This window comes from Winogradskya humida (genome assembly GCF_016862215.1).
Classification (GTDB): domain Bacteria; phylum Actinomycetota; class Actinomycetes; order Mycobacteriales; family Micromonosporaceae; genus Actinoplanes; species Actinoplanes humidus.
Window position 1 is genome coordinate 94678 of record NZ_BOMN01000113.1, and the last position, 26402, is coordinate 121079.

Genomic DNA, 26402 nt, shown 5'->3' on the forward strand with positions numbered 1-26402 from the left:
CGGCACGCAGCAGAGGTGGCGCTCGCGGCCGTGCCGCGCTGACGGCTGGCGAGGCAGTCGATTCCTTGGCTGCCGCCTAGCGGCGATCGAGATGCGGTCGGCCACCGAGTGCCCGGGGGCGCGCTCGTCGATTCCGCAGCGATGACCGACCCGCCCGGCGGTGGCAAGCCCGCAAAACATCGTGGAAGCGCAGCACCGTCATTCACCGTCAGCCAGGAGTGCTGCGCTTCCAAGATCTTTTGACTCAGGAGCTGGCTTGCCGCCGTCCGCGCACGCCGATCCCACACCGGCCCGTCAGCGCGGCAGCCCCGGGCACTCACCGGCGGCCGTCGCATACCGATCGCACCGCCAGGAGGCGACGCCATGTACCAGAGCCTGCCCTTCGCCGACCGCCGTCAGCGTCAGGACGCCCGCCCCGAGCGCCACCACAGCCGCTGCGTGCTGGTCGGTGAGAAGGAGTTCTTCAACCCGGCCGACCCCGCCGACTACCGGGAGTACCGCGTCGTTATGGGCTACGGGCGCCGATAGCCGTGCCTTCGCGGAGGGCCACCGGCCCTCCGCGGACTGCCGGGCAACAACAAGCCGCAGATACAGGCCGGCGCCTGGACCCGCCTACCCCGGCCGGCCCTAGCGGGCCGGTAGACCGGAGCGGCCTTCGGCCGCACTGCAGAGACCTTTCCCGGCCACTGGCTACGCCAGGAGGGTAGGTTGCGCGACGACGTCCACCAAATCCGCCGCGGGCGGGTAAATAAATTCTGCACACCCCACAGAATTTTTTTACCCGAAACCCCCCGCACCGAATTTGGCTCCCGCCGCCACGCAACCTGGCGAGCAAGCTCGCCGCCACCGGCCGAAAAAACGCCTCAACCCCAAAAGCCCACGCCATCCCAGCTGCGTAGACAGCACGGATTGCGACTTGCGCTATTCGAAAGAACAACGGGGAAATAGCATTCCTTTCCCCGTTAAGCATAGACAAATACAATGAAATACTGATAGGCTTCTATTTGTCAGCGACGGCAAACGCTGACACACCAGGAACACAAAACCACAGGAGACCAAGCGTGAGCACTCACGAAATCGACGTGTGCAGCGAGACCGTCAACAGCGTTGTCATTGGGTGGGAGAAAGCTTTCGGTTCGTTCTGGGCACACGTCTACCTCGCAGGCGACGGCAGCGGCTTCCCCTGCCCGAGCCTGGAGATCGGCGGAGACTTCCGCGAAGTCAAGGACCCCGCGATCGTGATCGACTTCGTCCGCCCGTACGCGCACGTTCCCGAAGACCTCGCCGACATCCTCACGGCCGACGCCGAGACCGAAGGCATCTGCGACCTGCCCGCCATCCTCGGTATCCAGGAAGGCGCGTCGACCGCGTACGACCTTGACGAGGCCGACATCCCGTTCTAACCCGTGCACCGGCCGGGGAGTCCTTGACTCCCCGGCCGCCGCACGTCTAGCCCCCAGTCCCGAGGTGAGCAGTCATGCGCCGACTGCGGCCGGATCGGCGCGCATCGAGCACGCTGCTCCGGGCTGCCGCGCCGACCGCTCACCGCCGCACCACTCAGGCCCGCATCCCTGCCGGACCCGCGCACGTAAAAGGCCGACGGCCCCCCGAAGGAGGACACCCCTCGCGGGATGTACCCGGCAAGGTCCGTCGGCCAACACCAGGCAACACACCAGCGCTCGCGCGCTGGTCTGAAGACCAACCGCCAGATTAGCGCGCCGCGCCTCCCCGTTCAACCGACAGGCACTCACCATCGGGAGTCCACCACGTCCACCACGCCGCAGCCGTGCGCCACGATCACCCTCGACGTCCTAGCCACCATCGCCGCACGCATCCAACCCCTCACCCGATCCGCGAATCCCGGCAACACCCGGACCACCCGCCGCATCGAAGCGATCTTCGCCAGCTACGGAATAGCCTTTACCGACACGCCCGCCGCGCCGGACCGGGAGACACCATGCCACTGATCAACAACGACAAGACCGGCCGCCGCGTGGCACGCATCGGTCACATACTCGCCTTCGGTGGCGCGGCTCTTGCCATCGTTGCCGCCTTACTGCTGATCGCCGCTTTCGCGTTGCTGCGCTGAGAAGTCCGAGCACTCGTTCAGCCCGCCTCAAGTTGCTCACCCACCTGCGCGCCCGCTCTCTCGATTCCCGCCGGCGGAACGCTCGCCAAGGTCGCGACGTCACCGCCACCGGGCCACACTGCGCCACCCGGAGGACGACCCCGCCGCCGCGCCACCGGCACCACGGAATCAGTCAGCTCCCCCACCCGCGCCGCGACATCCTGCGCCGACGCCCGCTGCTGCCCCTGCCGCACCCGCGCCGGAGTTTCCTCCGTCAGCAGCGCCGCCACATCCGGAGCCACCAGCGACGCCAGCACCGCTAACGCGATATCCGCGCCCTGCTCCGCCTCCACCACAACCGCATCCAGCCGCGCGAGCTCCGCCGCGCGTCGCTCCTGCGCGCGGCGGACCGCCGCACCGGCATCCGTCGCCGCTTTCAGCGCCGTACGTTCCGCCACGTGCCGCCGCTCCAACACCTCAATAGCTTTGTTAGTGCTTTTGCTAGCCATGCCATCGACGCTACCTATTTTGTAGGCCAGCCCTCCACACCTAGCAATCGTTGAATGTTAGTTGTAAATGGTCACCAAATCGTTCAACATTGCTCACACCATCTCTGATCAGCTCAAATATCAGGTCACTCTTAACCCCTTCTCAGAACTAGCACACCCCCTGGCATTCCAATGTCGCAAAGGCGTCTGCCGGGTGCCTACGCTCGGCGGTATGCTCTCGGTAACCCGCATTTCGCCAGGGGCCGGGATCGCCTACCTCACCCAGCAGGTAGCCACCGGCCGACACGACTTCCGGCCCGCCGGAGCCAGCGCCGCGGTGGCCTACCACGCCGACCCTCGCGCGCACGGTGAGGCGCCCGGCTGGTGGGCCGGCCAAAGCCCAGCCTTGTTCGGCGTGCACGGACAGGTCACCGAAAAGCAACTGCAGAACCTCATCGGCGAAGGCAGCCACCCCGACACCGGCGAACAGCTCGGCCGGCTGTGGCGCAAATTCGAGGCACTCGACGACGATGGCCGCCAAGCCGCCGTCGAAAAGGCGTGGAAAGCGCTGCCCGAAGATGCCACCTACGAGCAGATCGCCCAGGTGTGGTTGCGGATCTGGACCGCCCCGGAACGCCACCCGGTCGCCGGGTTCGACGTCACTGTTTCCCCGGTCAAGAGCGTCAGCCTGCTGTGGGCGTTCGGAGACGACCAGGTCAAACGCGACGTGATGGCGTCGCACCACGACGGTGTGCGCGCCGCCCTGGAGCACCTGCGAGCCCACGGGGCGTTCACCCGGCTTGGTACTAACGGCATTGTGCAGGTCGACACCGACGGCCTTGCCGCCGCCGTCTTCGACCACCGCATGTCCCGGGAGAAAGACCCGCAGCTGCACTCCCACATCATCGTCAGCTCGAAGGTCCGCGTCGTCCGCGACGGCCGCGAGACGTGGCTCGCACTCGACAGCAAAGCCTTCTACCAGGCAACCATCGGCGCCCGAATCGCCTACGAACGCGCCGTCGAACACCAACTCGGCCGACGCCTTGGGGTCCGGTTCGCCGCCCGCGCCGGCTCGCCGATCCGCGAGATCGTTGGGTTCGACCCGCGCGCGATCCTGCACTACTCGAAACGGCGCGGCGCCGTGGAGGCCGAACTCGACGGCCGCCACAGCGACCCCAGCACCGGCCGCGAATGGATCCCCACCGGCCGATGGCGGCGCTCCGCGCAGGACGCCACGCTGCGCACCCGTCGCCCCAAGGACGGTCCCGAATCCACCCTCGAAGCCGTCACCCGGTGGCAGCGCGAGGACCGGCAAGCGGGTTTCAACACCGCCGCTGAGGTACGTCGCATCGCCGCAGGCCGCACCGTCGACCCGGTTGGCCAGCAAGCACGGCAGGTCATCCGCTTCGCGCAACGCCATCGCACCGGCCAGCGCGTACGGCTTCAGGACTTGGACGCCGCCGCGGTCCAGCTTGGTCTGGAGCGCGACGAGCAGCGGTCCGCGGTTGTCACCGCCGCGGTCCGGCGTCTGCCGCACCTGGCCATCGAACGTGCCGTCGACGAACTCAGCGCCGAACGGGCCGTGTTCAGCGTCGACCACCTTGAACTAGCTATTGGCCGTCAGCTGCACGTCAGCCCGACCACGGACCGCCGCTCCGACTGGCAGCAAGTGCAGCGCTACGCCGCCCATGCCGTCCAGACCCGGGCCGGCGGACTACGGGTGCTGACCCCGCCCGCGTTGCTCGAGTGGGGCGAAACGCTGATCCGCAGCTCGGATCGGCAGAGCATCTACAGCCGCCACCGGGACCTCAAGCTATCCACTGAACCGGTCCTGGCCGCCGAAAAGGAACTCATCGCCTACGCCACCGGCCACGGCGCCGCCGCAGCACCCCGGGCGCTGCTCGAGGCGGTCGCTGACCGGCTCGACCTGTCAGATGAGAAACGCGCCGCACTGCACTTTGCCGTCGGGGACGACCGGCGGGCCACCGGCATCGTCGGCCCGGCCGGCACCGGCAAAACCTACTTGCAACGTGCTGTTGGTGTCGCTGCACGCCAGGCCGGCATACCCGTGCTCGGACTGACGGTCGGGCAGAACGCCGCGTTCGTCCTCGCCGACGCCACCCGCGACGGCGACCAGCCCGGCATCCGGACCGAGAACATCGCCATGTGGCTGCACGCCCAGACGATGCCACCCGAGGGCACCACCCCAGCCGACTGGGCGTTCCAACCCGGCCAGTGGGTCATCATCGACGAAGCCTCGCAAGCCTCCACCCTCGACCTCGTGCGCCTCAGCCAGCTCCTCGCACCCGTCGGCGGGAAGCTCATCCTGGTCGGTGACCCCGAACAGATCTCCACGATCGGGCCCGGCGGCATGTTCCGCTACCTCGCCTCCCTCGGGACAACCACGCAGCTGCGCGAGGTTCGCCGCTTCACCGACCCGTGGGAAGGCCCGGCCTCACTGCGGTTGCGCGAGGGCGACACCACCGTCCTCGCCGAATACGACCGCCGCGGCCGAGTCATCGCCGGACACCGCGCCGACCTCATCTCACACGTCCTCGACGGGTGGGCCGCCGACGTCCTGCAAGGCCGTACCAGCCTCATCCTCGTCGAAACCGAGGCCGAAGCCGCCGACATTGCTACCCAGGCCCGGCGCCTGCTCATCCGTGCCGGGATCGTGCAACCAGGGCCCACCGTCGCCCTCGCCGACGGCACCCACGCCGGCGCCGGCGACCTGATGGTCACCCGCCGCAACAACCGCACCCTGCAAGCCGGCGACGCGTTCGTCGCCAACCGCACCCAATGGCGCATCCTCCAACTCGGTCCCGACGGCGCTCTCCTCGTCGAGAACACCACGGACCACGCCACCACCGTGCTCCCCGGCGACTACGTCGCCGACCACGTCCAGCTCGCCTACGCCGCCACGGTCGACTCCGCGCAAGGCCGCACCGTCGACGTCGCCCGCGCCATCATCGACGCTGCGACCACCCGCGCCCGGCTCTACGTCATGGCCACCCGCGGCCGGCTCCTCAACCAACTCGCCGTTGTCACCGCCGACGAACCCCCCGAAGCGCACCCACCCGCACCGGTCACCGCCGGGATCACCGTGCTCGCCGAGATCCTGCGCGGAGACGGCACCGACCGCTCCGGCACCGAAACCGAACAAACCCTGTGGGCCGACGCCGACACCCTGCGGCACTGGGGACCCATCTACGACGACCTCACCGCCCGCACCAGCACCGACCAATACACCGCCATCGTCCGGCGCGTGGCCGGACCCGCCGTCGCCGACAACCTCGCCGCCGACCCGGCCATGTCCGTGCTCGCCTTCCGATTGCAGACCCTCGCCGCTGCCGGATACGACCCCGAATATGTCCTCGCCACAGCAGCAGCCGAGCGAGAACTCCACAGCGCCCGCGACGTCGCAGCCGTACTCGGCTACCGCATCCACGAAAAATACGGCGACGTCGTACCCGACCCATCCATCGCCCTCAGCCCAACCCAAGCCGGCACCTACACCCAGCGAATATCCGCTGCCAGTAGCGACATCGGCGACAAGCTCCAGCAGGTCGCGGCCATCTGCGACACCCGCATCGACGCCCTCGCCCAGCAAGCCGCCGCCGACCAACCCGCCTGGGCCACGGCGCTAGGACCACTGCCCGACGACGACCCGGGGCGGCGGCAGTGGGCTAGCCGTGCCGCCGTCATCGCCGCCTACCGCGACCGCTACACCATCACCAGCGACGACCCCATCGGCCCGGAGCCCTCAACCCGCGACGTCGGCCGCTGGGGCGCCTGGCAACGCGCGCAAACCGTCCTCGGGGTCGCCACACTCTCCGGGCAGATCAGTACCGCCACCGATGGCCAGCTCCGCGCGCTCATCGCCGCGCAACGCGAGGCCGATCAGAGCGCTCCCACATACGTGGCCGGGCAGCTCCGTATGGCCCACACCCAACTCGTCGGCGCCGAAAATCACCTACGCGACGCCCGCGTTGACCTGGCCACCGCCCAGACCGCCGCTGCGTCCGCCGCCCGCCACGCCGACACCATGAAGCCGCGGTGGTGGCACGCCGGTCCCCTGCAGACCCGGGCTGCGATCAGCCACCAGCATGCCAAGACCGATGCACTCCGTGCCGACACCACCGTCGACGAGTTGCAGGGCCGGCTTACCTCCGCGCGCGGGCGCATCGACACCGCCCGCGACCGCGTTCACGACCTCGAAGGCCAGCACCAGACGTGGACCGGCTGGTACACCGAGGCGCTACCCACCCGCTACGCCGGACTCGCCGCCGCCGCCGAAACCGCCCGCCGTGCACAGAACCTCGCCGACGATGCAAGCAGCCTTGCCGACACTGTCCGCGCGACCGCGGCCCGGGTCCGCGCTATCGACGCCACCCGCCCGCAACCCCACGCGCGGCCCGTCCCCCACGACCTCACCGCGCACGCCGAGGCAGCACAGCAACGCGTCCTCGAGGACCCCGAGCTCGACCCACCGTTCGACCGCTCCGAGCCGGAGGCAGACCATGCCTGAAACCCGCCTGCGTGACCGCACGACCTGCTGGATCACCGTGCTTGTCTGCCGGCGGAACGGGATCCGGCCATGACCGCACACCCGGTCGCATTCGTCGACGAAGCATTCATCCGCGTGCACCAGCACCCCGGCACGTGCCTGTTCGCTGCCGTCTTCGTCGATGCCGAAGACCTGCATGATGTCATCGACGCCACCCGCTACGCCGCCGACCCCCACGCTAGTGACCTCTACCGCCGCGGCCACATTCAACCCATCGAAGACATGCTCGACACCACCGAAGCCCATGCCGTTTGCGGACTACGCCAGGAATTAGCGGCCTCCGACCCCATCGGAAGGTCGGCGGCCACAGACCGTTCGGAGACCAGCCATCGTTCGATGAGATCACGGTTGCCGATCGAATACTCGGGCCGGCAGTCCGCCGTTGACACGAACCCAGCGGCGTCCCGCAATGTCTGTAAACCTCGCCTCCACTCGAATGAGATGCCCGCCAGTCTCATCTCGGTAGTAGCTATCAGCTATGCCTATGGGTGGCGCCTCCCCCTTCCGCGGCTTCTCCCAAGAGATATCTAGCCGCTCTCTCGGGGCGAGGACAGACATGTGCTCATTGGTTGTTGCATCCACAGGGTTGCTAGGCGTGCTGACCGTAGAGATGACGAACGTTACGTCCGTCACCGGCTCCGCCCCGAAGTTCTCAATCCAAGCAGCGGCCCGCTGCAGGATGAGAGCTTCCTGGTGCCGCTTTCGTGTAGCGTCAGCTGAAATGCCACCCACGATGACAGTTCTCGCCTGGGCAGCTTCGGCATCACGCCTTTCCGCTGTAGCGAGTTCGCGATCTTGACGGGCCAGTTCTCGGTCGGCTGCAGCCTCAACCCGTTCTTGATGCGCCGCTCCACGGGCCAGCCGAGTCTCGCGGATCTGATGAATCAGCAGCCAGAACGTCGCAATGGCAGCGGCCAGCGCAACAATCGCACCGCCCAGCGTTGCCCACGCCTCGAGCTGGTCCGCCCAGGTCGGCGAGTCACCACCATCAGTCGGCGATGGCGATGGCGCGCGGAGCAGCAGACCAAGCACGACCACACCTACGACCCGCGACGTACTGCCGTAACGGCCATGCGTCGGAATCACAATTTCTCCGATGAGATACATGTAGCTGGTGGCTCGCATGCGGGCCGCAAATATTCAGCCGTCATTGATCGTCTGTCTCAAGTTGTCTGCCGTCGCGCATAGAGACGAGCAATCCGTCCGTGCGCCTTTCCGCTTCGCCGGTAGACATGACGAAGTCGCCCTCAGGATCGGTGAAGGTCGCGACGAGGTTCTGTCGGAGAGGGCCTGAGACATCAGCGCTGTGCTGGCCGGCGACCTTTACGACGGCTTGGAGTACGGGGGCCACGGCGTCAGCTGTGAGCTCAGTTGCTTGCACGATCATCACTGTCGCCAGGATTGCGAGAACTTGGTCCGGTGGTCCGAAGGTGGTGGTCAGCCCGGCGGCCATGGCACTGGTCAGAGTGGCGATGTGCTCCGGTGCGCGGCCAACCTCTTGAGCGAGAACGGAGACGGCGTTGACGAAGCGGTCCTGCCCGATGTCTCGCCAGAACGCTGAGCGGGTGAGGTTCATCAACACTGGTCGGGTGATGGTGCCGCCCGGACGGCGGGCAGTTGCGAGCAGCAGCGGCCAGATGTTGGGCAGGTCTACCGCGTTACTCAGGAATAGCTTCTCGATGACCGTTTCGGTTGTGGTGGCGTCGGTGTGTCCGCGTTCCATCAGGACTTCAAGCAGGGCGAGGCTGCCGAAGGCGTGGACACCGACTGATGTGGCGATAGCGCGTAGTGCGGCGTCGTCGCTGTAAAGGGCGATGTTGTGCTGTAGGGCAACGTCGATCGGCGCCAGCCACGGCTCGGTCGTCTCGGGCTGCGGACCGCGGTTAAGAACGGGTTCTATTACCCCGGTGGGTCGACACTCTTGGCTCGCGCGCAGGACCGCGGCGCTTGCTTCTAGCTCGTGCTGTCGTGTGGCGTCATCAGAGGCGGCGAGGAAAAGCGTTCCGCTACGTGGGTCGGCGCCGATTGTCCCGGCGGAATTGGCGGTGTCGCGGGCAGCGATATGGCTGATGTGGATATCGCGCGCGGCGGGTTGAGCGATGCGGAAGTCCAGGAAGACGTCGCGTAAGACAGGCCAGAGCGGGGTTGCCGCCGCAGCCAGATAGAGGGCGCTGCCCTCGATAGAGATGGCGTGTCCGAGAGCGTCCCGGGCGGCCTCGACTTCTCGGTCTTGGACTTCAGCTAGCGGGTTGACGGCATTGAACAGGCCAGCTGCATTTTGAACCAAGCTGTGTAGATAGGGCCGGCGTGCTACAGCGCTGAGGATGCCGTGGGGGAACTGGCCGGCACGGACCGCAGTCAACGCCTGTTCGAGGCCGATGGTTCGCGGACGTAAGAGATCGCCGATCTTGTTGGTGAACTGCGGATCGTCGAGGTTGAGGGTGAGCACTCCGGGAGGGTTGCGGGCGACAAAGCTGGCCCACGCTTCGCCGAGTCGACTTAAGAAGTCTTCGCTCACGGGTACCGCGACGGCTCCGTGACCAACCTCGCCGGTTTCGTCGTCGGTAGCGGACGGGTCGTGGCAGGACTGCAGAAGAGACAGCAGAATCGGCCCGGTCACCGATGTGACGATGCCGTCTTGGGTAGCGAGGGAGAGCGCTTGTTCCGCGGTCGCTGTCGTCCAGCCTTGAGTCCGGTGCAGGTCCGCCCAGGTAGCGATCTCTATGCTGGTGACGGGAGATGCCTGGAGCATGTTGAGTTTCGCGGTGGCTTCGTCAATCTGGCCACGCCGGTATTTGCTGAGGATGAGTGCCCAGCTGTAGTCGCGTAGACGGGCGTCAAGGTCCGCGCGAGCGGGGATGAGGGGCTCTTCGAGGCTCGCGGACGTGGTCTCACCGTGTACGTGGCGTCGTATCTCGGCGAGTCCGGTCGCCGCGAGGCGTTCGCTTCTGAACCAGTCCTCACGATTTCCGTGGACGTCGATCAGCCTGAGCCGTAGCCGGTGGCGCATGTTGAAGGGCAGGTTGTCGTGGCCGAGTAGTTCAGTGGCCCGGACGATGACTTCATCGATGCGTCCAGCCTGGTTCAGGATGTCCAGGGCGAGCAGGTCGAAGCGCGGGTCGCCGAACCGGTGGGCCGTTTCCTCGCACACGCGGATGCTCTCGTCGATGAGGTCTCGCTGTGCGAGTTGGCGGGCATACGATTCGGCGGTGATGCTGCTGTTCTGATGGTTGCGGCGCAGCAGGATGAACGCTTCCTCGTGCCGGCCGGAGACGGAGAGAGCTTGGGCGTGGATGGTGTCGTAGGTTCCCGGGGTTAGATAGCCAGCGACTTGCAGCCGGTCGAGTTCGGCGAGAGGCCAGACTCCAAGATCAGCTAGGTTGTTGAGCGCCACCAGGCGTTGGTCATCCGGTGCGTCGGTCGCCAGAAATTCGTTCCAACGTCCGATCTGTTCTTCGGCGCTCGTGTCGCCGTTCGACGCCTTGACCGCAGCGCAGTGAGCGATCCACGACGGCAGGTTAGCGGCAGCGATGACGTCGGCAAATTGGTCACCGGAGGAAGTGTCACCGAGTTCGTAGCACAGCCGGGCAGCGTAAAAGGCCAGGGCCGGTGACGCCGCTTCCGTCTCGGTCGCCTCACCGTCGGGGCCGGGAGTGGCAACTCGGATCGCGGAGCGTTCGTCGCCACTGAGCCCGAGGGATTGCAACAGAATCGTCGCGGCTGGCACGCTGTCGGCCCAGCACCGGCGGCGCGCATCCCGGGCCTTTGATGCCAGCTGGGCGGCCCGCCGATAGTCGTTCAGGTTCGTCGTGCCCGATTCCGGCTGTGACCGCCGCAGTAGGGCCTCGGCCAGCGCAAGCATCTGCGCCGCAGAGTGCGGGGCCAACGCTAGGGCACGTTCGTGGTGAGTGATCGCCCTCTCGGCGTCTCCGCTGAGTCCCGCATGGTCGGCAAGGAACCGCTGAATCGTGGCATCAGTCGCTGCCTGCTCTGACCGCTCAGACACGATCGCGGGGATAGGAATAGGCCCCTTCTGTTGACCGTGTTCGATTGCAGCAAGGCCGAGCGCGGCGAGCAGGGCTGCGTCTGGCGTATCAACAGCCTGGGTGAACAGGTCCTGAGCCCGGTCGGGATGCTCGTTGACCAGATGAAATCCGGCGTACGCCGCGAGCCGCCCGGATACCGGATCATCGTCAGCAGCGTGGAGGGCTCGGAGCATGCAGTCCGCCGCGAGCGTAGTCAGTCCGAACTCGCCGGCGTACTCGCTCACGGCGGACCAGGCCAGCCATGGCCAAACCGGTGTGTCGCTGCTCAGGATCCGCCGGACGGCCGCCCCCGGGTCGTCTCTACCGTCTATCAGAATTTCAGCGATCTGTTGCGCCACAACGGGCGCGGTGTCGGCCAGCACCTCCAGCGAGCTCGCACACGAAGGAGGCAGGTCCGCTCTCAACGTACTGAAGGGATCGTCCGGGGCTTGCCTTGCGAAGGCGGCAAGAGGCTCCGCTGCGGAGGCATCCAGTTTCTGATCACGAGGAACCATCACCTTGAAACCCGCGCCCGTCGGCACCGCCGTGTCCGCGGTGATCAACTGCCAGTACGCGGCGTGCGCCTCGATGTCGTAGAGCACCAAGATCACGGGTAGGCGGTAACGCAGCCAGTAGCGGCGATGCTTCTGCGAACTCTCCCGAAAGATCCATCCGTCGCCTTCAGGCGTCAGCTCGTCGAACCATGACCCGCCCGCCTTGATCTGTAATGCCAGCAGACGGCCAGTGGGCACCTCGTCGACCATCGTCTCGACCTGAGCGTCGATCCCCACGTCCGCGATCGGCTGTGGTCTGAAATGCCAGCCAAGCTGCGTATAGACGATCAGAGCAACGCCGCTAACACCAATGTCGCCTTTGACGGGTGCGGGTAGAGAACTAATCACCGACCGAGGGTATTACGCGCCCCGTGGATTGGTGAGCGCCACATCACGTTAGTTCAACAGGTGCAGCCGGTCCGGCAATTCGAGAGCGGAATCCCCGGATCGGCCTTCCTCAGCTCGCCGATCGCTACAGGCCCCCACCAGCCGGTCGTCCAGGGTCTGCCGGCCAACGCGCTTCTGACGAACGCGGACTTCTTCGCGCAGTCGTCGGTGCACGGCGTGCGGCGGACCAAGGTGGCCGGCCGTCTTCCGGACGGCTTGAGCGCGGTCGGTTCTCGCGGTCAGGTCGTCGCCGGTGGGTTCCGCGCGGGCGGCGGCATCCAACAAGGGCAGTGCCATGTGCGGGTTGAGGCAGTGGGCTGCGCAGCCGTTGTTGCAAGCCCCAGCGGGCTCGATACCGGTCATGTCGACGTCATCGGCGTAGCGGGCGGCGCTCGCTGTGACGGCTATGAATTCGGAGAGATCGGCCAGCTCGCAGACGAGCGAGCTGACTAGGTCGGCTTCCCGGACAGGCATGCGGTCCGGGAACCCTGGTCGCCGGCCGTCGCTGCGAGGTGGACAACCATCATGGTCATGTAGGGCCTCTCGGACGTTGTGCTCCTGACCTGCCGTCTACGTCGCATGGCTGCTGGTGAGAGCGTCTGGCGAGCTGTCGGGCGTCACCACCTGTAGGCACGACCTTGTGCCGCAGCTCAAGAAACGAAAAATACACGGTCAAGGATTGCGCACGGGGGAATCTGGTGCCGCTGGAGACGCCGCGCAACTACCGTCCGAACAACACGTCCGCGTCCGGTGGATCCATCTCCCACAGAGGCCGGCCGAACCAGGCTCGAATCTGCTCCAGCTGCCCGATGTCGATACGGATCGTCGAGTCAGCAAGGCCGTCCGACGCGAGCCAACGAGTTTGCAGGCGATGACCGGGCGGGCGATCGAGTGCCCGCTCGACAAGATGAACTGGCCCCGCGGGCGCAAGGACGCCCGGCTGCGGGTCCCGCCCACCGAAGCGGGAGATCGTCAGTTGTTCACCGGCTGGGCCTGCAACCCGACCACCTGCCGCAAGTTCGCACCCGTGGCTCGCAACTATGCAGCGGCCCGGCTGATGGCCGACGTAGGCCTGCGGGTGAACGAGGTACGAAGTCTAGATCTCAAAGTGGGATCTGGGTCGGTTCGGCAAGCTGCCCGTGCGATGCGACAAGAGGTCGCGGGGTTCCGGCCCGCGAGAGCGGATGGTGCCGCTGATCAACGACGCCGGCCGGACGCTGCGCTGGCGAGGACACCGCCGCGCGAGTCGCACAAGCGGTCGGCTATGTGAGCGCGACACAGAATACCGGACGTTCTACGGGTGACCGCCCGGCCAGGACGCTGCTCGGTTGCGAACCCCATGACGGCTGGAGCGGAGCTGGCGGACACCGTCGGAATCACCAGAACCCACGAACTTGCGACAGCCTGAATACGAGAACGAGCCCTTGGGTTCCCGGCGGAAAGCCCCCGGTCCTCACCATCTGAAGTGACTCCCGTCGGTGAGGTTCACGACCATGCCGGTGTAGGTGTAGAAGTTCATCGCGGAGAACAGCGCGAACCCGATGCCGGCGACGGTCCAGGCCCAGTAGAGCACCTGCCAACTGCGGCGGCTGCCGGGCCGGGCCGCGAAAGGGAAGAGCAGGCAACCCAGCGCGGCGGGGCCGTAGAGCACGACGGCGAAGAACGTGTTCTCGATGGCGGGGTGATGGTGCAGCAGCCCGGTGATGGGTTCCTCGGACGGTGCAGCGCTGATGACGTCGAAGCGCACGATGGCCAGGGTGCACCAGGTCATGACGAGCCCGAGGATGAAGACGATGACCCCGACGGGACCCAACGCATCCGGTAGCCGGTCGGGGTCCAGGACCGGTTTGCTGCGGCTGATCCGCCAAGCGGCGGCCAGCAAGAGCACGCCGAGCATCAGGGCAGGTTCGCCGAAGATGGTGTCGATATAGGGCTTGGCCTCGGCGAGCGGGTGGGTGACGGTCATGGTGCCGCCGAGCCCGGTCAGCAGCAGGCCGAGGACACCGAACGCGGCGGCCCAGCCGTGGTGGTCGGCCGGTGCTCGCACGAGGCGCAGGGGCATGCGTTCGTTGCGCAGCCAGGCCCAGTAGCGCGGGACGAGGATCAGCGCTGCGCCCGCGGCGACGCCGATGGTTGTGTTGTACATGATCATGTTGACTCCTGGCCGGTGGAGGTCATCGGTGGTGTGCGGTGATGAGGAGCCGCAAGACGTCAATGTCGTTCCGGCCGGCGCCAGCATGGGTGTCGAGCAGGGTGTTGAGCTCAGCGATGAGCTGGCCGCGTAGCTGCTGATTGAGTGCCCATCCCGCGGCGGTAGGCGCGAGCAGGGACCGGCGGCGGTCTTTGGTGGGGACGCTGCGGCGTAGCAGACCGCGTCTGATAAAAGCAGCGGCGTAGCGGGTGACGGAGCCTTTGGACACCTGCGCCAGGGCGGCGACCACGCCGGTGTCGACGGGTCGGTGCATGACGGTCAGGTGCAGCACGTCGTAGCTGGTCCAGGTCAGGTTGGCGTCGCGGAGGACGGCGGCCTCGAGGTAGTGGCGGGCGAAGTTCGCGGTGCGGCACAGCTGCGCGAGGCGATCCAGCTGCCCCAACCCGGCCTCGGCGGCTGCGATATCCGGTACCGCCGGCATCGCCGGTTCGGCGATGCCGGCGGCACTCGATGGCTTTTCGCTCATCATCGGTCCCGGGCGCCCTGCTCAAGGAGTGCCATCGGATCCGGCTGTGCCCGGGTCTTGCCGTGGCGGTGGTGATCGCCGCTGGTCCAGTCAGCCAGCCGGCGTACGGGCCAGAACTGGTGCGCATCGTCGAGCCCGCCTGTGGTGGTGGGCAGGTGTCGGGTATGCCGGGCGGCCCGGTGACTAGCCGCATGTGCGTGCATCATGGGGTCCTTTCAAGAGAAGTTCGCCTGTCGTGGTGGCTCTGCAGGTCCGCGCCGGTCATCACCGGCACGACGCGACCAGCGGGGGCGGTGTGCCGGTGGTCAAGCCAGGTGGTGATGGCCATGCACGCCAGCAGTACCGTGCGGTGCAGATTGATCGAATGGCCCGGTCCGAGAGATGATCGCCGCGGCCAGCGGGGGCCGATCGGGAACGCGGTGTGTTCGCGCTGGCAGATAAGGCCACGAGGCGCCGTCCGGAGCCCTGCCGGGCGCGATGGGTATGGGTGGTGGCGGGGTTGGTGTGCATGGCGTGATTTCTCCTTGATCCTCTCGGTTTCGGGGGCAGGCTGCGCGACGACCGCGGGACGGCCCCGCAGTCGTGGTGATCAGCGCCGGCAGGTAGTGACAGCAGGACGGGGCCCGGTGCGCGTCACCGTCCGGCTGATCCACCGGTTTGCCGCCGTGAACACCGCAGCCGCGCCGCGGTGCAAGTCGATCGCGTGCCCGGCGCCGGGCACCACGAGGGTGTCGACCGGTGTGCCGGGCGAGTAGAAGCCGTGAGTGCGCTGGCACAGCTGCGCTCCGGTGCCGCAGGGCCGGCTGGTGTTGCAGAACAGTGAGTCGTGGCTGCCGACGATCAGCAGGACGGGGATCGTGATCTGCCGGCTGGCGGCGATGTAGGCGTCCGCGGTCATCGTGGCGCGCTCGCCGCTGGTGCCGACCGCTTTGGTGATCTCCTGCCAGCGGGCCGACCCTGGTATTGCGGTCGAGGTGTCAAGGAAGAAGCCTGCCCGGGTGCCGGGCGGGGTGGTCACATAGCCGGCCGGCATCCGCGAGCGGGCGAACTTCGGATCTGAGCTGGCCGGGTAGAGGCTGTCCTGGAACGCCTTCAAGCCGGGCTGGTTGTAGTCGACCAGCTTGCCGGTCAGCACAAGCGCGTCGAGATCACGGTGAGTAGCAGCTTCGGCGGCCAGAACGATGGACCCGTAGGAGTGCCCGACGCCGACGACGTTCGCGAACCGGCCGATGCGGCCGTCGCGGAGTCCGGTGGCGATCTGGTGCAGCGCTTCGGCCTCTCTGTCGACGGTCACCTGTGCGGCGGGTGGCCGGTCACTGGCGCCAACACCGGGCCGGTCGATCAGGTACACGGCGTCACCGTGCGCGAAGGCGCCGGCGGTCCAGTTCGTCGACGCGCTCAGCCCGGTCCAGTAGGTGTGGTCGTAGGTGAATCCGGAGACGAGCAGCTGCACGGTGCGGGCGCCGCCTCGAGGTACGCAGAGCCACCCGGCGACCCGGTAGCGCGGTGCGGTGCGCTTTGGGGTGAGCGTGATGCTGGTGTCGTGACGCTTGCAGGCCGCTGGCCCGGGATTCGGTGATGAGCGGGAATGCGCATGGGCCGGGGACGTCGGGGCTAGGACAGCGGTGATCAGCAGCAGCGTCAGTGATGCGACGACCCTCAGCCGCTGAAGCCCTTGGGCGGTGGTGGACGTGTGCATGGTGTTCTCCTTCAGCTGTGCAGGGGTGATCCCGCCTGCGAGGGCCGGGTCGCTCATGAACGGGCCGGGCCAGGCAGGCGTCGCTCGGTACTGCCGGGCGTAGCCAGGGCGCATCGCGCATGGATGGCCGACGTTCGGACGGTTCTTCGGGCCGGCGTCGCCGATGCGGCGTGAACCAGGGACAGCGTTGCGGCGAGCAGCAGTTTCGGTGACTGTTTGTCGGTGCTCGCGGTCGAGCAGCGCGGTCCTCACGACGGCCTGGCCCGGTACGGCGTCATCGGGTACGTGCCGAAATACGGGTAGGGAATGGATCGGTAGTGGGTGCCGCCGGACCCGGTTTGTTCGTAGCCGTAGTAGCGGTTCATCGACGCGTCCACCCAGCCGGCGAACAGGACCACATGCCCGCGCAGATCCGTGTCCGGGTTGATCATTAGATCCCCAGGGCGCAGCTCGGCCTTGGCGATGCGGGCTGACTGTTCTGCAAGGTCAACGGTGGTCAGGCCAGGGCCGGATAGTCCCAAAGCCATGGACACGTAGCCGGAGCAGTCGCGGCGGTATCCATGCAGGAGATCGCCGGGCACGTTGCTGGACAGGTACGGCACGGGGCCGCCGCCAGGCCATGCCGTCAGCCACGTTTTCGCCCGGTCGAACACTGTGCTCACGCCGACACAGGAACTCCTGTCACCATCGGACGACGACGTAGCCGCCGTACAGACGCTTACGCACTGGTCCCGGCCGCCGGAAATTGCCAGAGCGTCTCCGGAAGTCACGGCAGTGACCACGGTCTCGGCGTCGGCTTCGTAGTCGGCGTACCGGTCGGGGAACGCGGAACGCTGCACGGTTTGCGCAGCCTCGGTGAGCGGCAACGTCGGCCAGCCCTTCACCTTCTGCAGCACCGTGTAGAACTTGTTCGAGACGTAGACCGGGTCGACCAGCTGTTCGGGAGTGCCCCAGCCTTGGCTGGGGCGTTGCTGGAACAGTCCGATTGAGTCGTGGTCGGTGACCTCGCTGGTGTTGATCAGCCGTGATTCGGTCATCGCGGTCGCGACCGCGATGACCCATCCCCGCGGCGGTATCTGTTCGTGCCGGCCAACGGCGACGATGGTCGCCGCGTTGTCGACCTGGCTGCTTGTCCATTTCCCGACCGGGCCGGGATGTTCACGCAGCACGACCCGGCCACTGCCGCCGGCGGCTGTGGGCCCGCATGCGCTGGCGGCGGTGGTGTCGGCAACCACTGTCAGCAACGGCAGCGCGCATAACGCGGCCACCACGACCGTGGCGACAGCAAGCCAGGTCTTGATCGTCATCGCAGACCGATCCCGATGACGGTGGCGACCCACCATCGGCGATCGGCTGCGATGACGGTGACGTGCAGGGTTCCGGCGTCGGTAGGGATGTCAGCGATCACCGCCTGTGTGGTCGATGACCGCACTACCGGTGGGCCGGTCACGGCGTGGGCGGGGATGTTCGCCGGGTCGGTCGCCGCGAGCAGGCGAGCGTAGGCAGGGGTTACCAGGTCCCGGACGCCGGCGTACCAGACTGGCTGGCTGAGGCCGGGCCTCGACCACGCGTGAACGAACCGGAGCGCGACGTCGAGTGCTGCCCGTGGCGGCGCGATGTCCATCGGTGCGTTCGGGCCGTTACCCGTGTCGATGCTGATCGAGGGCACGGGTGGCCAGCTGGCCGCTGCCGGATCAGGCCGTGTCCGCGACGTGCACCCCGCCACAGCAAGCGCTATGGCCAGGCCGCCTACAGCGGCGCGGCGGTTCACTGCGGGTCCGGGGAGTCGGGCCAGCCACCAAGGGCGTGATTGGCAACCGCCGCCATGCCACGAATCTGCGTATGGAGTTGACCGAGCGCAGATCGGCGGCGAATCGGCCCTCGCTGCGACTGCGCACCGTCGAGGAGTTCCGACAGCGCCAGGATGCGGATGCGAAGGTCGCTCAGAGTGCTGTCGTACAAGTCTGTGGCGGGCAGTGCCGTGGTGGTCGGGTTGAGATTGTTCACTGTCACTCCGCGTCAGGATCGTCATAGCCGTCAAGGTCCAGGTCGATGTCGTAATCGCCATCGAGTTCGCCATCGGTCTCGTAGTCCACGCGCCGCTGACGCTCGTCTTCCTCCTCAGCGGCCACGTCGAGGTCGGTGCTGGGATCGGCCACGGGTTCCTCCTTCTCGTCGCTCTTGTCGGCGTTCTCGTCGTCAGCATTGGTGATGCGCAGGTACAGGGCGTCGATCTGCTGGTTGACCTCGTGCAGGTTCAGGCGCAGCAGCTCGAAGTCGGCGCGGGAGGTGATCTCGGCGGGCTGGGTCATGACGTCGGCTCCCCACCTGCCGACGAGCCGCCGTCGGCGGCCGGCTCGGGCGCGATGTCGTCTGGCTGCTGATCGCTGGGATCTAGCAAAGGCCGGGTGGCCAGGTCAGCTAGGGCGGCCTGTTCGGCATCGGTGAGCCACTGGTCGGGCCACGTCAGGTCCGTGCGCCGGTCGGTGTGCACGCCGGTACGGCAGCGGGTGAAGTCGTCGAAGTCGCGCAACCGGATCCGGGCACGGGCCAAGCGTTCGTGCCACAGCAGCGGGCTGTCCGCGGGTGCCGCGTCGTCGTAGGCGTCGTGCCACGCCGCTGCCAGGGCGGTCAGTTCCTCGATCAGGGGGGAGTGCTGTGGCCAGCAGGCGGGGATTTCCTCGGCGAGCTGGTACCGGTCGACCATCCAGCCGGTCCAGTCGAGCAGCCACCCCCACACCTCGGCCCCAGCCTGCCGGTCGAGGTCGCGCCAGCGCAGCGGCCACGGGATACTCGCCGGCGCTTTCCGCGGCCGTGCTCCTGCTGTGGCCTGGGCGGTGACGTGGTCACGCAGATCGAGATGCTGCTGGTGGAGTTCATCGACGGCTTGGGTCAGACGGTGCAGCCCGTTGCCGAGCTCGGCGACGGCGGCCAGGTCCGGCGGGGCGTCCTCGGGCAGGGTGAAGGCGAATTCGTCCATGTCAGGCTGCCCTGGCGATCATCTGCTGGAACGCGTCACGGCCCGCGTTCAGCTCGGCGGCGTCCGGGCGTTGCCACCAGGACGGCACCTCAAGCTCGACCGGCGGCAGCGCCCCGACCAGGGCCACGGCGCGTCCTTCGGGCAGGGTGCGCAGGTCGGCCAGGTCGAGCAGGTTCTCCCTGCGCACGCTCTCGGAGACCGATGCCCGACCGCCGCCCCACGAATTGCTGGAGGAGACCTCGCGGACCTGCCCCGACAGCGATTGCACGTCCCGCAACGCGCTCGCGTCGGTGGAGCCTCCGATAATCAGCCGTGCGGACGCCGAGTCCGCGATCGCCCGGCCGCCTTTATCGCCCCATCGTTCGCGTAACTGGTGCAGGTTTTGCGCGAACACCGACACGGCGATGCCGGAGCCGCCGCCCTCGTTCATCAGCGATGCCAGGCTGGGAATCGGCGCAATGTTCGCGACCTCGTCGAGGACGCAGTACAGGGCGGGTTCGATCCGGCCGCCCGGTGCGGTCAGGGCCAGCTTCTTGGCCTGGTAGAGGATGTCCTCGGACACTGCCGCGAGCAGCGGCGCGATCAGTGCCTGCGCGTCTCGGGTGCCGACCAGGTAGAGGGTGCCGGACTCGCGCAGCCAGTCGACCGGCCTGAACTGGGTGCCGCGTGGAGGGCTACACGTCGCCAGGACACGCGGGTCGTTGAAGGCGTCCAGGGCACCGGACACCACGGACTGGACGGTGTCACGGGCCCGGCCGGTCGTTTCCCGGTGCCGGGCGAGCCGGTCCGCCCAGCTGGTGACGCCGTGGTGGCGCAGGATCCGCTCGGGCCGGGAGTTCGACGGGGCCTGGGACCAGGCCAGAACATCGACCACCGTGGCGTGCTCGTCCAACGCCGCCGCGTGCAACAAGCCCCGCAGGACCGTAGCGGCCTGGTCACGGAACCATTTCCCGTTCTCAACACTTTCGTCGCCGATGCCTGAGCCGGCGGCGAAACCGTTGGCCCGCAGCATGGCAACGATCTGGTCGTCGGCGCCCTCGATCGGCGACCACCGCAACCGGGGGACGCCGGGAATCTCGCCCTGGGGCTCGAAAATCCAGGTCGGCCCGGTCTGGGCGCGCCGCATGTAGGTGACCTCGGCGACGTCCAGGCGGGTGGAAGTCGTCAGGACCGCTCCGCGTGCATCAGCCACCTGCGGAATCACGTACCTCGTGGTTTTGTTGCCGAACCGGGGCACGGCCGCGGCCAGCAGCGTGTACTCGTTGGCCAGGTACAACGGCCGCCTGCTGGTGACCTCGTCCCCGAGGAACCGCCCGGTTTCGAGGGGGTCGGCGCGACGGGCGGTCTTGAGCGCGCGGGTGAGCTCGTTGTCGCCCTCACGGATCGTCAGACCGGGCCGCAGTACGTCGACCCGCCCGCGGACGGCGTCGGCGGACAGCAGGGCGTTGATCTGGGCGTGGCTGGCGAACCCGCGCCGCCGGATCCGTGTGCGACCGATACGCACCAAGGCCGCGGTGAATCCGCTGACCGAGGAGGTGAACAGGATCGCCCACAGCGGCAGCAGCCACCCCACTGCGATGTCCGCACGCGCTGCGGCAGGCCATGCGTCAGCAGGATGGTGGCGGTGGGCGACGAAGCTCAGCGCGATCCGGGGCGCGTCGGCGGGGCTGCTGGCGGGCCAGCCGTGCCCGGTGATCAGCCCGGAGAGCTGACCGGCCAGCCATAACGAGCCGGTCGCGAACACGGTCAGCACCGCGAAGATGGCGAGCATGGCGAGCCGGACGGCGATGTCGGCGCGGGTGACGCCTTCGCGGGGCAGGTGGTGTCCCGGCGACGACAGCGGTGGCCGGCGCATCACGCGGCCTGCCCGTCGGCGAGGGCTTCGAGCCGGGATTCGTACGCTTGCGGGCTCAGGACGTCTGGGTCGTCGGCTAGTTCCATCCGGCTGTCGGTGTGCACCATCGCCGTCTCGGCCTTCGACAGCTGGTGTTTGACGACGTAGCTGCGGGTGCCGATCTTCCACAGGCCGACGCCCTGGTGCAGATATCGCAGCAGATCCGTCTCGACGTCCGACGTTCCGAGGAACTCGCGGGCCTGCTCGACGCTGCCAGTGGCCTGCCGGTACGAGACCCGCACGCCGGAGTCCTCGATCAGGCCGCGAGCGATGCGGACCTGTTCGGAGTCCGCCGAGCCTGATGCGGCCAGATCGCTGAACCGGTGGAACGCCAAAATGTTGGCGATACCGAGCGCCCGAGCAAGCTTCAACTGCTCCCGCATGCGCCGCACCAGGGGCAGATGGCGGGCGATCAGCGCGAACTCGTCATAGATGCAGACCCGGGGCGGGGCATCGGGGTGCGAGAGTTCGGCTTCCAGCCAGCTCTGCGCGCAGGTCATGGCCATCGCGGTCATCTGGTCCGAGGCGCGGATCGTGCGCAGGTCCACAATCGCACCCGGCTGATCGAAATCCAGGCGGGCATTCGAGGACGCCGGTCCGTCGAAAACACCGCCCAGGGCGCCGGAGATGAGCCGCTCCAAGGCGAGGCGGACGCGCCGAGAGTCGGCGATGAACACCTCGACCGGGTAGGCGACGTGCTCGAGGCGGTGCTGCCACAGCTCGGGCCGGCCCATGGCGGCCAGCACGGTGGACAGGGTGGGGGTAGCCATCCGTGTGGCGCTGGCTTCGCTGCTGCGGGTGACCTCGTCGACGGCGTACTCGACCAGAGACCGTTCCGCTTCGGTGAGCGGACCGTCGAGCTGGATCTGCAGGAGCCCTTCGAGCAACAGCAGCCGCCGGGCCCGTTGCAGGTGAAGCCATTGGTGTTCGCTCTGGGCCTGGTTACGGCGAATGCCGGCGAGGGGGTTCATGACGACGCCGAGCCCAGGACCGACCTGGACCGGGGTGATGCCGCTGAGTGCGGCGAGCTGGTCGTACTCGCCCTTCAAATCGGTGACGTAGAAACGGGTACCGAACGGAATCCCCCGGAACGCGAGGGTCTTTAGCAGCGATGACTTCGCCGTACCGATCTCCCCGGTCACGACAAGGTTGGGTGCGGTTACCGCCTTGGCCCGGTACAACTCGTGCAGGCTGAAGGTGAACGCCGACCGGCTGTAGACCTCGGTGCCGATCAGGGGCCCGTCGACCGGCAGCCCCGGATCCGAGACCAGGGGGTAGACGCTGCACAACTGTGCGGTCGTGGTGACCAGCGGCGGCAGCCTCAGCTGATGGACCACCCGTCCGGCGGCGCGTCCATAGCCGCCGCGCGGGCCGGCCGGCGGCAGGCCGAGATACCGGTCATGTATCCGGTCCAGCGCGCGCTGCTCACGTTCCAGGGTTTTGCGGGCGCGGGTGACGTCGCGTTCGGCGGCGCGCTGGGCGATGCGATCGGCCAGGGAACCTTCGCGACGCAACTTCGGCGTGCTCATGCCGACCACCCGCGCATCGGCTTGAGCCCGCGTGCCAATGGCAGCGCCCCGGCCAGAAACGCCTGATCCTGTTCTCCGGCCAGAGAAACGGCTTCGCAGCCGGCCCGCGACAACAGCCGTTTGACCGCCCGCATGTCACGGTCGAGGGTTTTCATGTCGGCGGCGGTGACGGTGACCAGCAGCGCGTACCGGTAGCGCACATGCCCGCGCGCCTGCTCCCGGTCGATCTGCTCGACCGCGCGAGCCTCGTCGTCCTCGCGAGCGGTACGAACCAGGCGTAGTTTGCGCTGGGTCAGCGCGTCTCCCGCCTGGGTGACTTTGTCGCGGCGCGACGCCAACTGAGCAAGCCCGGCGGAGACGGGCTGGGCCACCAGGGTGACGGTGCGCCGGCATGTCGTGCGGGTATAAAGCGGGGTGAGCCACGTTCCGGGCACCGCTTGACGCGGCATCTGCGCCACCCACAACGTCCTGGAGTAGGCGGAGTCGTGCTGATAGGTGTTCCAGCCGACCGTCTGGGCGGCGACCGGACCGGCCAACCGCGGCTCCACCCCCGGAGCGGTCCCGCCGCCGCGGGCCGTGCCGCGTAGGTCGACAGCCTCCTGGTCCTCCGGATCGAACTGGGTGCGTAGGGCCGCCGCGTACGCGCGGGGGGATAGCCAGCCGCCTGTGGTCACGCCGGCTTCCGCGACGGTGGCTTCGATACCGGTCAGCCGGTCGAGCACGACGGCGGCGATGGCCGTGTCGGTGCCGCCCGCGTCGGTGATCTCGCCGGACAGCTTGGCGGCGTCGAACACGACCGTGAGCAACGTTTCGTGGCGTTGCGCTGCCGGGGCCGCCGCAGCGGTCAGCTCGGCAAGCGACCGGTACGCGACGCTACTGGTGTCGACGGCCCGGTTGAGCAGGTACCGCTGGGCGCGGTTGCCGGTGTCCGGGACGGCCCGGCTGGTCAGCGACCAGCGCACCAGCCCAGCGTCGGCGTATTCCGAGCCGAGGATCTGCAGCACGAGGGCCCAGTCGGTGAGCCGGCGCTCCTGCACCTCCCGGTCGGCGAGGATCAGGTTGGCGCCGTAGCAGGTCAACGCGGCGGTGACGGTGCGTTCGCGGCGGTGGTGCAGCAGCCCAATCTGAGTGGTGCCGTCGGCGGCTGTCGCGGGTAGCCACCGGTATCCGGCGGCCGGTCCCGGCAGGTCCATGAAGTCGGGGTTGGCGGCATACGGTCCGCCGCGGTACTGATGTTGCCCGCTACGGTTCTGCAGCAGTGCCCCGGCCACGACGGGCAGCCACTCGGTGATGCGGCGGCCTTTGAGGCGCAGCAGCCCGAGAACAATCAGCAGCCCGCAGCCGGTGAACGCGGTGGCGGCGGTCCCCCGGTGCCCGGCGGTGAGCAGATTCAGCCCTGCTACGGCGGCGATGATGCCTGCCACGACCAGGAAAATCTGTGACCAGGCGAATCCGAGCACGGCTCCTTTGCTGGAGCGTGGCGGAAACTGGAACTGCATCGACAACTCCTCACAGGTCGGAAAAGTTCACGGGTTTCGTGGCCGGTCACAGCGGCACGATCGGGACCTCGGCGGCCACCGACGCGCCACCGGCGCCCGCTCCCCCGCCGGTCTCGCCGGCCGGGCCGGGTTTGCCGCCTGCGCCGGGTTTGCTGCCTGTCTCGGGTGACGTCGGGCTCCCGGCACCGCCGGCCTCCGGCGTCGCATCGCTGCCGCCCTCGGGGGCGCCGCCGGGAGGGGCACCTGTAGCGGGGTTGGTGGGCTGAGCGCCAGGCTGTGGGAGCGGCGGAAGGCTGCCGCCATCGCCGCTGCTGTCGCCCGGCGCGGTGAGCTCGCCCGCGGCAACGTCATGCCGGGCGCTGCGCATCCCCTGCTCGACCTCGCCGGCCTCGTCCGAGTTCGTCGCGCCGTCGCCATCGCCATCGCCGGTCTGCTCGTCGCCTGCCGCACCGGTGGTGCTGCTCGGGTCGCCGACCTTGCCGCCGTCCGCGCCGGTGGCGGCGGCGTCGGCTGCTGCGCTGTTCGGGCCGTCGCCGCCGGCGGCCTCGCCGAGGGCGGCGCCGGGAGTGGTGGGCATCGCGGCGCTGTTGGCAGACATCACCGACGCCGCGCCGGAGCCCGGCCCCTTCGGGTCGCCGCTCGACCCGCCACCGCCCGCGTCATCACGGGGAGCGTTGGCGTTCCAGCCGTTCATGAAGCCGTCCTGGATGACGCCGCCGACAGCCACCGGATTGGCCTGCGCGATCAGACCGTGGGCGTTGACGTCGGTCAGGTATCCGTCGACCATCGCGGTAAGCCGCAGCAGGATGTACGGGGCGAAGACCATCAACCAGATCAGCAGCACCGCTTTCAGACCGGTCCACAGATCGGACTCGTATCCCGCGCGGCTTCCGTACACCCACAACGCGGCGATCGCGAACTTCGAGGACGCGAGGGCGTTGACGGTCCAGAACCAGCGGCGACCCCAGTGCCGGGTCTCCGACATCGCCTGCCCAGCCATCGCCCACGCACCGAACAGCGCGGCGCCGGTGGCCAGGAGACCGCGGAACAGCATCATCACGAACAGGGGCAGCAGCCCGAGCAAGGCGAGGATTGACAGGACGAAGGCGATGAACACCGTCGACGCGTCACCGGCCAGTGTGGTGAAGGCGTTACTCCACTCGCGGCCGGTGAACGGGGTGCCGGCGTTGTGTTCCAGCAACGCGATGGTCGCCTGATCCCAGGCTCCGACGATCGTGTAGGCAATGCCTCCGGCGAAGGTGACACCGAGGATCGCCCGCACGAGACCCCCGAGCGTGGACAGCGGCCCGGGGCCGGCGTTGACGCGCAGCCCGTTGATGACCGTCGAGACCACGAACAGCACGAAGATCAGCACAACCAGCACACCCGCGACCGAGTTGTACGTGGAATAAAACGCCTCGTCGGGTGCGGCGATCGCCGTGGCGCTGAATACCTTCTCCGCGAGCTTGGACAGCAGGACGACCACGCCCTGCACACAGAGGTCGATCAGGCCTTCGATCCCGGAACGGATCCCCGAGCTGACAGCCTCTTCAGCGCCCTTGGACACCTGGCATGGGACATCGGTCGTGCCGCAGGCGACAGTCGGGTGCGGGTCATAGGACTGCGCCGCCCACCGGGCCGCCTGGGCGAGGCAGGCGGTGTTCTTGTCCGCCCATAGCGACGGCTGCCCGCTGCGATCAGGGCCGGTCAACAAACCGCAATTGATCAGCGCGGCCAGCCCGTTGGTACTCGGCCCGTCCATGAGTACCGAGGGCGTCCCGGCCTTCGCAATACCGTCGAGGCTCACCGCTGCCGCCCAGCAGCTGCGCCGGTCGGCGTCGTCGACGGCTTTCGAGCAGTCGGTGACCCAGTGCGAGCGCCCACCGGCCGGCACGGTGTCGACATGGACCGCCCAGGGCATGCACCAGGCCACCTGCCCCGGGGCTTTCGCCGCACAGCCAGCACCGGGCGTCGACGCCGACAGGCTCGGTGTCGGAGCGGGCACCGGCTCTGCTGCGGCCCTGCCTGAGTGGG

The 26402-nt window shown here is 67.9% G+C and carries 20 protein-coding genes; 4 read left to right on the forward strand and 16 right to left on the reverse strand.

The annotated features are described in order from the left end of the window. Window positions 1–363: 363 nt before the first annotated feature. The 3 genes from Ahu01nite_RS39430 (at window position 364) to Ahu01nite_RS51535 (ending at window position 2089) form a co-directional block, all read left to right on the forward strand. The gene (locus Ahu01nite_RS39430) at window positions 364–528 is read left to right on the forward strand and encodes a hypothetical protein (RefSeq protein ID WP_203841856.1); all 165 of its coding nucleotides are present in this window, start codon (window positions 364–366) and stop codon (window positions 526–528) included. 533 nt (window positions 529–1061) lie between these two features. Continuing rightward, window positions 1062–1403: a hypothetical protein gene (locus Ahu01nite_RS39435; protein ID WP_203841857.1), complete on the forward strand. Its 342-nt coding sequence runs from the start codon at window positions 1062–1064 to the stop codon at window positions 1401–1403. Between the two features lie 554 nt (window positions 1404–1957). Further along, on the forward strand, window positions 1958–2089 hold the full coding sequence (locus tag Ahu01nite_RS51535) for a hypothetical protein (protein ID WP_275411815.1): 132 nt from the start codon (window positions 1958–1960) through the stop codon (window positions 2087–2089). Window positions 2090–2106: 17 nt separating this feature from the next. Here the strand turns inward: Ahu01nite_RS51535 and Ahu01nite_RS51540 are convergent, their stop codons facing one another. Beyond that, complete coding sequence (locus Ahu01nite_RS51540; protein ID WP_203841858.1) at window positions 2107–2577, reverse strand: hypothetical protein; 471 nt, start codon at window positions 2575–2577, stop codon at window positions 2107–2109. A gap of 211 nt (window positions 2578–2788) precedes the next feature. On the opposite strand from Ahu01nite_RS51540, the gene mobF reads away from it, so the two are divergent. Next, the gene (mobF, locus tag Ahu01nite_RS39445) at window positions 2789–7084 is read left to right on the forward strand and encodes a MobF family relaxase (RefSeq protein WP_203841859.1); all 4296 of its coding nucleotides are present in this window, start codon (window positions 2789–2791) and stop codon (window positions 7082–7084) included. 381 nt (window positions 7085–7465) lie between these two features. On the opposite strand, the gene Ahu01nite_RS52150 is transcribed toward mobF, so the two are convergent. From Ahu01nite_RS52150 to Ahu01nite_RS39520, 15 genes are all read right to left on the reverse strand, one after another. Further along, the gene (locus Ahu01nite_RS52150) at window positions 7466–8248 is read right to left on the reverse strand and encodes a DUF8453 domain-containing protein (RefSeq protein ID WP_498370811.1); all 783 of its coding nucleotides are present in this window, start codon (window positions 8246–8248) and stop codon (window positions 7466–7468) included. Between the two features lie 22 nt (window positions 8249–8270). Continuing rightward, the gene (locus tag Ahu01nite_RS39455; protein ID WP_203841861.1) at window positions 8271–12050 is read right to left on the reverse strand and encodes a DUF4365 domain-containing protein; all 3780 of its coding nucleotides are present in this window, start codon (window positions 12048–12050) and stop codon (window positions 8271–8273) included. 48 nt (window positions 12051–12098) lie between these two features. Continuing rightward, the gene (locus Ahu01nite_RS39460; protein ID WP_203841862.1) at window positions 12099–12563 is read right to left on the reverse strand and encodes a hypothetical protein; all 465 of its coding nucleotides are present in this window, start codon (window positions 12561–12563) and stop codon (window positions 12099–12101) included. Between the two features lie 979 nt (window positions 12564–13542). Beyond that, window positions 13543–14241, reverse strand: coding sequence for a DUF981 family protein (locus Ahu01nite_RS39465; RefSeq protein WP_203841863.1), 699 nt, complete (start codon window positions 14239–14241; stop codon window positions 13543–13545). Window positions 14242–14263: 22 nt separating this feature from the next. Then, window positions 14264–14767 carry a MarR family winged helix-turn-helix transcriptional regulator gene (locus Ahu01nite_RS39470; protein ID WP_203841864.1) on the reverse strand — a complete coding sequence of 168 codons (504 nt, stop codon included), beginning with the start codon at window positions 14765–14767 and terminating at the stop codon, window positions 14264–14266. Between the two features lie 589 nt (window positions 14768–15356). Next, window positions 15357–16580: an alpha/beta hydrolase gene (locus tag Ahu01nite_RS39475; RefSeq protein ID WP_203841865.1), complete on the reverse strand. Its 1224-nt coding sequence runs from the start codon at window positions 16578–16580 to the stop codon at window positions 15357–15359. Window positions 16581–16714: 134 nt separating this feature from the next. After that, a complete protein-coding gene (locus tag Ahu01nite_RS39480) occupies window positions 16715–17773 on the reverse strand; it encodes an NlpC/P60 family protein (RefSeq protein WP_203841866.1) in 1059 nt (352 codons plus the stop codon). Continuing rightward, a complete protein-coding gene (locus Ahu01nite_RS39485) occupies window positions 17770–18135 on the reverse strand; it encodes a hypothetical protein (protein ID WP_203841867.1) in 366 nt (121 codons plus the stop codon). Before Ahu01nite_RS39485 ends, Ahu01nite_RS39480 begins: the two co-directional genes overlap by 4 nt. A gap of 98 nt (window positions 18136–18233) precedes the next feature. Next, a complete protein-coding gene (locus Ahu01nite_RS39490) occupies window positions 18234–18473 on the reverse strand; it encodes a hypothetical protein (RefSeq protein ID WP_203841868.1) in 240 nt (79 codons plus the stop codon). 2 nt (window positions 18474–18475) lie between these two features. Continuing rightward, window positions 18476–18778, reverse strand: a complete 303-nt coding sequence (locus tag Ahu01nite_RS39495) for a hypothetical protein (protein WP_203841869.1) — start codon at window positions 18776–18778, stop codon at window positions 18476–18478. After that, on the reverse strand, window positions 18775–19446 hold the full coding sequence (locus tag Ahu01nite_RS39500; RefSeq protein WP_203841870.1) for a hypothetical protein: 672 nt from the start codon (window positions 19444–19446) through the stop codon (window positions 18775–18777). The genes Ahu01nite_RS39495 and Ahu01nite_RS39500 overlap by 4 nt, the downstream gene beginning before the upstream one ends. Window position 19447: 1 nt before the next feature. After that, complete coding sequence (locus tag Ahu01nite_RS39505; RefSeq protein ID WP_203841871.1) at window positions 19448–21301, reverse strand: type IV secretory system conjugative DNA transfer family protein; 1854 nt, start codon at window positions 21299–21301, stop codon at window positions 19448–19450. Further along, the gene (locus Ahu01nite_RS39510) at window positions 21301–22869 is read right to left on the reverse strand and encodes a putative type IV secretion/conjugal transfer ATPase (protein WP_239159495.1); all 1569 of its coding nucleotides are present in this window, start codon (window positions 22867–22869) and stop codon (window positions 21301–21303) included. The genes Ahu01nite_RS39505 and Ahu01nite_RS39510 overlap by 1 nt, the downstream gene beginning before the upstream one ends. Further along, entirely contained in the window at window positions 22866–24368 is a 1503-nt protein-coding gene (locus Ahu01nite_RS39515) for an SCO6880 family protein (RefSeq protein WP_203841872.1), read from the reverse strand. Before Ahu01nite_RS39515 ends, Ahu01nite_RS39510 begins: the two co-directional genes overlap by 4 nt. Before the next feature lie 46 nt (window positions 24369–24414). After that, entirely contained in the window at window positions 24415–26289 is a 1875-nt protein-coding gene (locus Ahu01nite_RS39520; RefSeq protein WP_203841873.1) for a proline-rich domain-containing protein, read from the reverse strand. Window positions 26290–26402: the final 113 nt, after the last annotated feature.

Excerpts from the sequence above, each read along its gene's own strand:
- Ahu01nite_RS39430 (WP_203841856.1), top strand. The coding sequence starts at position 364 with ATGTACCAGAGCCTGCCCTTCGCCGACCGCCGTCAGCGTCAGGACGCC.
- Ahu01nite_RS51535 (WP_275411815.1), top strand. The coding sequence starts at position 1,958 with ATGCCACTGATCAACAACGACAAGACCGGCCGCCGCGTGGCACGCATC.
- Ahu01nite_RS51540 (WP_203841858.1), bottom strand. The coding sequence starts at position 2,577 with ATGGCTAGCAAAAGCACTAACAAAGCTATTGAGGTGTTGGAGCGGCGG.
- mobF (WP_203841859.1), top strand. The coding sequence starts at position 2,789 with ATGCTCTCGGTAACCCGCATTTCGCCAGGGGCCGGGATCGCCTACCTC.
- Ahu01nite_RS52150 (WP_498370811.1), bottom strand. The coding sequence starts at position 8,248 with ATGCGAGCCACCAGCTACATGTATCTCATCGGAGAAATTGTGATTCCG.
- Ahu01nite_RS39460 (WP_203841862.1), bottom strand. The coding sequence starts at position 12,563 with ATGCCTGTCCGGGAAGCCGACCTAGTCAGCTCGCTCGTCTGCGAGCTG.
- Ahu01nite_RS39465 (WP_203841863.1), bottom strand. The coding sequence starts at position 14,241 with ATGATCATGTACAACACAACCATCGGCGTCGCCGCGGGCGCAGCGCTG.
- Ahu01nite_RS39470 (WP_203841864.1), bottom strand. The coding sequence starts at position 14,767 with ATGAGCGAAAAGCCATCGAGTGCCGCCGGCATCGCCGAACCGGCGATG.
- Ahu01nite_RS39475 (WP_203841865.1), bottom strand. The coding sequence starts at position 16,580 with ATGCGCCCTGGCTACGCCCGGCAGTACCGAGCGACGCCTGCCTGGCCC.
- Ahu01nite_RS39480 (WP_203841866.1), bottom strand. The coding sequence starts at position 17,773 with ATGACGATCAAGACCTGGCTTGCTGTCGCCACGGTCGTGGTGGCCGCG.
- Ahu01nite_RS39495 (WP_203841869.1), bottom strand. The coding sequence starts at position 18,778 with ATGACCCAGCCCGCCGAGATCACCTCCCGCGCCGACTTCGAGCTGCTG.
- Ahu01nite_RS39500 (WP_203841870.1), bottom strand. The coding sequence starts at position 19,446 with ATGGACGAATTCGCCTTCACCCTGCCCGAGGACGCCCCGCCGGACCTG.
- Ahu01nite_RS39505 (WP_203841871.1), bottom strand. The coding sequence starts at position 21,301 with ATGCGCCGGCCACCGCTGTCGTCGCCGGGACACCACCTGCCCCGCGAA.
- Ahu01nite_RS39510 (WP_239159495.1), bottom strand. The coding sequence starts at position 22,869 with ATGAGCACGCCGAAGTTGCGTCGCGAAGGTTCCCTGGCCGATCGCATC.
- Ahu01nite_RS39515 (WP_203841872.1), bottom strand. The coding sequence starts at position 24,368 with ATGCAGTTCCAGTTTCCGCCACGCTCCAGCAAAGGAGCCGTGCTCGGA.
- Ahu01nite_RS39520 (WP_203841873.1), bottom strand. The coding sequence starts at position 26,289 with ATGCCCTGGGCGGTCCATGTCGACACCGTGCCGGCCGGTGGGCGCTCG.